The sequence below is a fragment of the Qipengyuania benthica genome, from assembly GCF_030717865.1.
Classification (GTDB): Bacteria; Pseudomonadota; Alphaproteobacteria; order Sphingomonadales; family Sphingomonadaceae; genus Qipengyuania; species Qipengyuania benthica.
This window is the reverse complement of record NZ_JAVAIL010000010.1, coordinates 1-7,006: the sequence shown is the minus strand read 5'-3', so window position 1 is coordinate 7,006 and position 7,006 is coordinate 1. Positions and strand designations below refer to the sequence as shown.

Here is a 7,006-nt window from a genome sequence, read left to right as displayed (position 1 = left end):
GCGCCTCCGGCTGCGACGCTCGACATAAACTGCGACTGCAAAGAATATGTCTAATGCTGAGCTCAACATTAGACATATTCGCGAGGGGACAGATCGATATCGAGCGCTTCGCGTTCTTCCACGGTAAGGTCAGCAAGGCGCCGGTCGAGCATGGCCTCGGCGGTCGAGACCAGCTGCACGACCACCGAATGGTCCTCGCCAAGCGCCGCTTCCATCGCGGGGATCAGGCTCGGTAGTTTCATCGAGAGCAGGAGCTGGGCAAAAAACCGCTGCTTGGTGCCTTCGAAGATCGACAGCGCCGCAGCCTTGGCATTGCGGTTTAGGGCATCGCCGCTGTCCTCGTCGACCACCCGCGTTGCCTCCAGTGCCGCTTCGAGATTGCGGTGAATGATCGCCCAGGCATCAGCATAGGCATCGTAAATCCGCACCTGCGCGTCGGTCAGGCAGTGTTCGAGGATCTCGTACTCGACGCCTGCAAAGGACAATGCGCGAGCGAGATAAAGACCCTGGGCCTTGAGGTCGCGGGCGACGAGTTCCATCGCCGCGACCCCGCCAGCGCGGATTTCGGTCATGAAGGCCTCGTGGGTCGGGAAAGCCGTCTCGGGTCCCCAGAGGCCAAGCCGGGACGTGTAGCCGAGGTTGGCGATATCCGAAGCGCCGGTGGCCGATGCGTAGAGCACACGGGCGCGCGGGAGATGGTTCTGCAGCCTGAGGCCCGCCATCCCTTGTTCGGAGCCCTTGACCTTGCCGCGGGTTGAATAGCCCCCGAGCGCATTGGCCATGGCGTGGGCTTCGTCGAAGGCGATCACGCCGTCGAAATCCTCGCCCGCCCAAGCAAGGATCTGGTCGAGCCGAGTATCCTCGGCGCGGCCCGAGCGCAGCGTCGGGTAGGTGACGAAAAGGATGCCTTCGGACATCGTTACAGGGTGGCTGAGTTTCCAGCGCGAGAGCGGCTGGAGATCGAGTGGCAGCCCGCCTAGCGCTTCCCAGTCGCGGCGCGCATCTTCGAGCAGCGCCTCGTTCTTGGTGATCCACACGTGACGACGCTCGCCGACGAGCCAGCGGTCCATGATGACTGCTGCGATCTGCCGTCCCTTGCCTGCTCCGGTCCCGTCGCCAAGGAAGAAGCCCTGTCGGTAGGCGTGCCCATCCTCGGACAGTTCCAGCATGGTGCCTTCCTGGCTGACCTTGAAGCGACCGGGGAGATCGCGCGCGAATGCCTGGGCTGCGTAGACCAATGTCTCGCACTGGGCCTCGGATAGAAGGCCATCGGCCTGCCAGCGAGCAGGGAGACGCGGACTAACCTCCGGCGGGGGTGCCGCGACCGAGCCCATCGCGACCGATTCCACGAGCGGGGTCGGATGGATCGGCGCGCCCTCGAACGCGATGCGGCTAGGCCGGTAAGGTAAGTAGATGCCTGCCTGTTCGGGCACCGGCGCGGGTTCGGCGAGGACCGAATAGGCCAGATCGATCGCATTCGCTGTAGCTCTTGGTGTCGCAGCAAAAGGCGCCACCGGCCGGACCGGCGTGCGTTGGGTCGAAGCCTTGCCAGCAAGGCGCACTGGCGTGCCGACTGGCAGGTGATGGAGGCTGGCGGATATCTTCGCCCTTGGCGGAAGGGCGGTGATCAGCTCGTGGAGCGCGATCAGGTCGCAGGTATCTCCGATGATCGCTGACGAGGACGCAGTCGGAGTCTTGTCGATCACGACCAGACGAACGGCGATCGCCGTCCCTGTCCGGCGAAACATCTGCTCCAAGCGGACATTGAGCAGGAACGACGATTCGTCCTGTGCTTTGGCGAACGTGGAAGCATCAAAGCCATCGGGCATGATCGCGACGATCCTCGCCCCACTGGCAGCAGCGCGGATCGCGCTGCGTAGGTGGCGCTGCGCCGTCTCACCGTCCTTGCCGCGTTCCTGGCTGCGGGCGAATGGCGGGTTCATCATTACGAGCGACGGAACAGGGCCATGATGCAGGTCGGCGATCAGCTCGCCGTCGTGCGCAGTGAATGTGGCCGAAGAGAAGATGTGGGCCAAGGCATCTCGTCTTGCCGGATCGATCTCGTTGAGTAGCAGCGAAGCGTTCTGAACGCTGCCCCAAAGGGCAAGGGCGCCATTGCCGGCGGACGGCTCGAGCAGCGTGTCGTGCGCAGAAACTGCTGCAGCGTTTGCCATCAGCCAGGTCAGCATTGGCGGGGTCGAGAACTGCTGAAGCTCGACCTGTGCTTCGCTGCGAACGTGCCGCGGCGGCAAGGCTGCTTCGAGCCAGTCGAAACGCGCTTCTGCTTCATGAACGCTGGTCGCTAGATCGATCCGTGAGGACTCTCGAAGCCAGAGTAGTGCGCCGATCTCGACCGCGCTGTTGTAGTCGTCGATGGTCCAGGCGCATCCCCAGTCCCTGCCGCCGGTTTCTTCGGCGAACAGGCCGGAAATGTCGGCACGGGTCAGGTGACGACCCGAGGCGAGAAGCGCGGCAATCCTGGTGCCGATGGCATAGGCCAGTGGCTCTGACGGCAACTGCTCGCCGGCGGGAAACAGGTCTGATTGAAACATGGCAATTCGTCCTCCTGATGGGAGCATCGGGACACGCCCTCTGCCGGATCAGGAATTCGAGAAGCCCTCTCTCCTCTACGGCGCCGCTTTGCGGCGCAGCCAGGCTTTGAGTTCGTCGTTCCAGTCGGTATCGCCAGGACGTGGCTGGCGAACCACGATTGTGCGTCCCTCGCGTTCGTGTGCTGCCAGGCCACGCGACGCGGCGAGTTCGCCGCCAGCGTCGTGATCGACGAAGAGATGAAGTTCGGCAACGCCCTCGGGCAGGCTGACTAGGCCGAAGCGCTCATTACCCAAGGTTGCCCAGACAGGAATGCCTGTGAGCGCGTAGGCTGACATCGCGCTTTCGATTCCCTCGGCAAGGCCGAGCTTCCCGGCAACCGGAGCAAAGAGGCGGACAGCAGCTTCACCGAGTGAGCCGAGCGCGCGCTTCGGCTTGTCGAAGGCAGCCTTGGTTGCGGCCTCGGTCGCCAAAAACGTGCGGTGGATCGCGATCGGCCCCGCGTCGAGGCTGACCGCCGCGATCATGGCTGGAAGAAAGCGGGTTCGTCCTTTCGGTCCGAGCGGCGCGCGTGGATGAAAGCGAAGCGCCGACGATGCGGCGAGGATACCGCGGCGTTCAAGGTAGGCTTTGGCCGGACTGGCACCCAATTGTTCCGCTTCGCGCCAGATCCGCAGCGCTGCCGCCGAGGCGCTGCGGACCTTCACTGGCTCGAAAGGATCAGCAGCCGAAGAGCCCGAAAAGAGCATAGCCGCGTCGAAACCTTCACGTGCAAGAGCGGATAGCACGCTCTCTTGGTCGCATCCCGCGAAGCAGTGAAAGAGGATAGCCTTTCGGCCGAGCGTCACGCCCAGCGAGGGTGTGCGGTCCTTGTGTGCAGGACAGCAGGCCATTCCTTTTGTGCCTGACCATTTACCGCCCCGCGATTCGCAGATGCGGCGGGCTGTATATTTTAGAGAAGAAATGTGATGTGCAGGGATGCAGACGGACATTCTCGGCTCCTTCGCAAAGCAGTTGCCGTCCTCCGACGCAGCCTCTCCTCCCGCCTGTGATCCTCGCCCGTCCATTGTTCGAGATGGCTGTACATTTCCGGGCATATTAATGTTCGATTTTGCTATGCCTGCCAGCCACATATCGCATGACATATCATGTCTATTTGCATAATCTCGCATGATATGTCATCTAATCGCTCATGCCACGTGCTTCACGAGCTGCCAGCGGACTGCCGCCCCAGAGCCAGCGCGCGATTGCGCGACTGGGCAAGGACATCTCGCTCGCGCGTCGTCGACGGAAGCTCCCCCAACGCCTGATGGCCGAACGCATGCTCGTATCCATCCAGACGCTCCAGCGTCTCGAGGCTGGCGATCCCACAGTCGGCCTGGCAGTCCTCGCCAGCGCACTCCACGTCTTGGGAATGACCGAACGCCTCGCCGGGCTGATCGCGCCGGACAGCGACCGGGCGGGGATCAGCGAGGATCTTTCGCGTCTGCCCAAGACCACGCACGCAGCCAGCGACGACGAGTTGGACTTCTAGCCTGCCATGTCGACGGTCCGCACCTATGTGTTCGTCTATCTTGCTGAGGGTCCGGTTCCGGCCGGGCTCCTCACGATGACCGATGAACCGCGCAATAAGTACGCGACCTTTGCCTATGGGCGTCGTTATCTTGAGCGGGCCGACAGGGTTGCCGTCGACCCGGTGGCCCTTCCCCTCCATGGTGCGGGAACGGCCCGGTCTTACCAGACGGAAGAAGGCTTTGCCGTCTTCAACGGAATCCGTGATGCAGCACCGGACGGTTGGGGCCAGTACCTCATGTACAAGGCAATGGGTGACCGCCTGCCCGGCGACGCTGATCTTATTCTTGCTTCTGGTGATCACCGGGTGGGCGCGCTCGCCTTCGGTTCTACTCCCGAGCGACCGGAGCGCATTACCCCGTGGGGGGACGGCCCAGCTCCGGGGGAAGAGTTCACTCTTGCCGAACTCGCGGAAGCCGCCGAGCGTGCGCAGCACGTTGACGTGCTGGATGAGAACCTGCGCGCGCTCCTGGCGGCCGGCTCCTCGCTCGGCGGAGCACGCCCCAAGGCCGCGACCACGATCGGCGAACAACCATGGATCGCCAAGTTCCAGAAGCGTGGCGACAGTTTCCCCGAGTGCCGGGTGGAACTTGCGACGATGCGTCTTGCTGCCGAATGTGGTCTCGATGTGCCGCCGCTCGATTTTCGCTGCGTCCTCGATCGCGACATCTATCTGATCGAGAGGTTCGATCGAATTCCCCGTGGCAATCGGCTTGAGCGCCTGCCGTTCGCTTCGGGCCTGACCATTCTTGGGGCGCACGAAAGCGAGGTCAGCCGCTACAGCTATGCGGATCTGGCCGGATCAATCCGGCAGTTCGGCACTAAGGTGCGCAGGGATCTCCACGAGCTGTTTCGACGCATGGTGCTCAACATCCTCGTCACGAACGACGATGATCACCTGCGCAACCATGGCTTCCTGTTCGATGGAACGGGTTGGCGACTGTCGCCGCTCTACGACGTCGTGCCGAAGCCCCAGGTTGGCCTGGAGCGCCGGCTCGTTCTCGGAGTGGGTCCAGAAGGGCGCAATGCCACGCTTGAGAACGCCCTCGCCGGGGCTGCCATCTTCGATCTGGGAGCCGACGAGGCCGCTGCGGTTGTGAACGAGGTAAAGCAAATCGTGAGCGCCAGGTGGGAGGCACTTTTCGCCCAGGCGGGTATCAGCGCAGCGGACCGCAAGCGTTTTGCAACCTGTTTCCGGCTCGCAAATGTAGATCCGCACTCCTGAATCTTTGCGCGCTCTGAGGAGAAACACGCTCTCGCCGCGTGGTGATTACCCACTGAAATCTGATAGAATTCCGGTTACTGCGACTTAAAGTCAGCAAGCAGGGAGCGATGGCTTTGGTGCCTGCGCTGTGATCGCGAAAACCGCGCATAGCGGAAAAAAGCGTCTTTGCCATGTGATGTCATGTCATCGCACCCAGCGTCTCCACTCTTCTTGAACCGACAGCAATCTACGACCGGCGGGCATTAGCCAACTATCCTCTTCTGCAAGGCGTACTGAAGAAAAGGATCCGCATGCAACCCGGAAGCTTTCAGGCGGTATCTCGAAACCGTTGATCGGCTTAGATAAAGAAGGGGTGCATAGTGAAAGGCCGCATCCAGGTCGTAATCGGAAAGCCACTTCATCATTTCTCCAACGAACGGCAAGTGCTGGTCGTAACTATGCAGCCTGCCCTTCCCGTTCTTCTTAAGCGCACTTGAAATGATAAGGGATGTGGCTCAAGAGCCGAGCTCGACGACATTTGCGGGTTGCCGCTCTTCAACCAGATCGACAACGCGATTGAGGAAGTGAGTGTCCGCCTTCCAGCTGCCAAGATGAGGAAGTGCATCATGGTCTAGCCTGAGTCGCTCCAGGAGAGCGAACTTGGAGTGGCGAGTTCCGCCATAAAGGCTTTTGAGCAACCAGGGCCATTGCATCGCCCCAAAGCCAATCTGGAAAGCCCGTTCGGTAAGGGTCAGCCGAGCTTGCGAACTCGATTCGACTGGCTTCGATAAAATACCTGTTAGAAGTTTTGTTGTCATTCTGACGTGATGTCGTGGACGGCTCTCGCACCAGCCTAAGTATGGCAAGGTGCAGTCGTTGTAGGTCCACGTCTAGGATTCGTTCCATGGAGAAAGAGGTTGTCACCGTCGGATTGGATCTGGCGAAAAACGTATTTCAGATACACGCAATTGGGAGTGACGGTGAAGTGCTTGTCCGGCGCAAGCTGCGGCGGGCTGAGGTGATCCGCTTCTTCACCGATTTGCCGGCGTGCCTGGTCGGCATGGAAGCCTGCGCATCGGCGCATCACTGGGGCCGCGAGCTTATGGCTCTGGGCCATGAGGTGCGATTGATGCCACCAGCCTACGTCAAACCATACGTGAAGCGCGGGAAGACCGATGCGGCAGATGCCGAGGCGATCTGTGAGGCGGTAACCCGACCAACGATGCGCTGCGTTGCTGTGAAAACGGTCGAACAGCAAGCGGTGTTGATGCTCCATAAGAGCCGAGATTTTCTGGTCCGGCAACGAACGATGTTGATCAACGGACTGCGAGGGCACCTTGCTGAATACGGGATCGTCACTCGCGTGGGCGCCGGAGGGGTTACCGCATCATTGAAGGCGCTCCACGACGAGCAAAGCAGACTGCCGGCTCATGCCAGATCAGCGCTTCACGGCATCGCCGCACAGCTGAGAGCGCTTTCCAGCGAGATCGATCGGCTCGAGACACAGATCCTTGCATGGCAGACGAGCCGCCGTCTCGCGACGATCCCGGGCATCGGCCCAATTACCGCATCAGCCATTGCAGCTGCTGTCCCAGATGCATCGTTGTTCCGATCGGGACGACAGTTTGCAGCGTGGCTTGGGCTCACACCACGACCGCACAGCTCCGGTGGTAAGGAGCG

At 61.4% G+C, this 7,006-nt stretch carries 6 protein-coding genes; 3 read left to right on the top strand and 3 right to left on the bottom strand.

Translation table 11 applies throughout. The annotated features are described in order from the left end of the window. Positions 1-68 precede the first annotated feature (68 nt). Positions 69-2,552 carry a strawberry notch-like NTP hydrolase domain-containing protein gene (locus tag Q9K01_RS15360; protein WP_305930997.1) on the bottom strand — a complete coding sequence of 828 codons (2,484 nt, stop codon included), beginning with the start codon at positions 2,550-2,552 and terminating at the stop codon, positions 69-71. Positions 2,553-2,627: 75 nt separating this feature from the next. Beyond that, on the bottom strand, positions 2,628-3,542 hold the full coding sequence (locus tag Q9K01_RS15355) for a DUF7146 domain-containing protein (protein ID WP_305930996.1): 915 nt from the start codon (positions 3,540-3,542) through the stop codon (positions 2,628-2,630). A gap of 317 nt (positions 3,543-3,859) precedes the next feature. On the opposite strand from Q9K01_RS15355, the gene Q9K01_RS15350 reads away from it, so the two are divergent. Then, positions 3,860-4,084 (top strand): XRE family transcriptional regulator, encoded by a 225-nt coding sequence (locus Q9K01_RS15350; protein ID WP_305930995.1) that lies wholly within the window; start codon positions 3,860-3,862, stop codon positions 4,082-4,084. A gap of 6 nt (positions 4,085-4,090) precedes the next feature. Beyond that, positions 4,091-5,347 (top strand): type II toxin-antitoxin system HipA family toxin, encoded by a 1,257-nt coding sequence (locus Q9K01_RS15345; protein WP_305930994.1) that lies wholly within the window; start codon positions 4,091-4,093, stop codon positions 5,345-5,347. 494 nt (positions 5,348-5,841) lie between these two features. Here the strand turns inward: Q9K01_RS15345 and Q9K01_RS15340 are convergent, their stop codons facing one another. Continuing rightward, entirely contained in the window at positions 5,842-6,144 is a 303-nt protein-coding gene (locus Q9K01_RS15340; protein ID WP_305930993.1) for a hypothetical protein, read from the bottom strand. An 86-nt stretch (positions 6,145-6,230) separates the two neighbouring features. On the opposite strand from Q9K01_RS15340, the gene Q9K01_RS15335 reads away from it, so the two are divergent. Further along, positions 6,231-7,006: IS110 family RNA-guided transposase (locus Q9K01_RS15335; RefSeq protein WP_305930992.1), on the top strand; the 776-nt coding region annotated here is incomplete at its 3' end.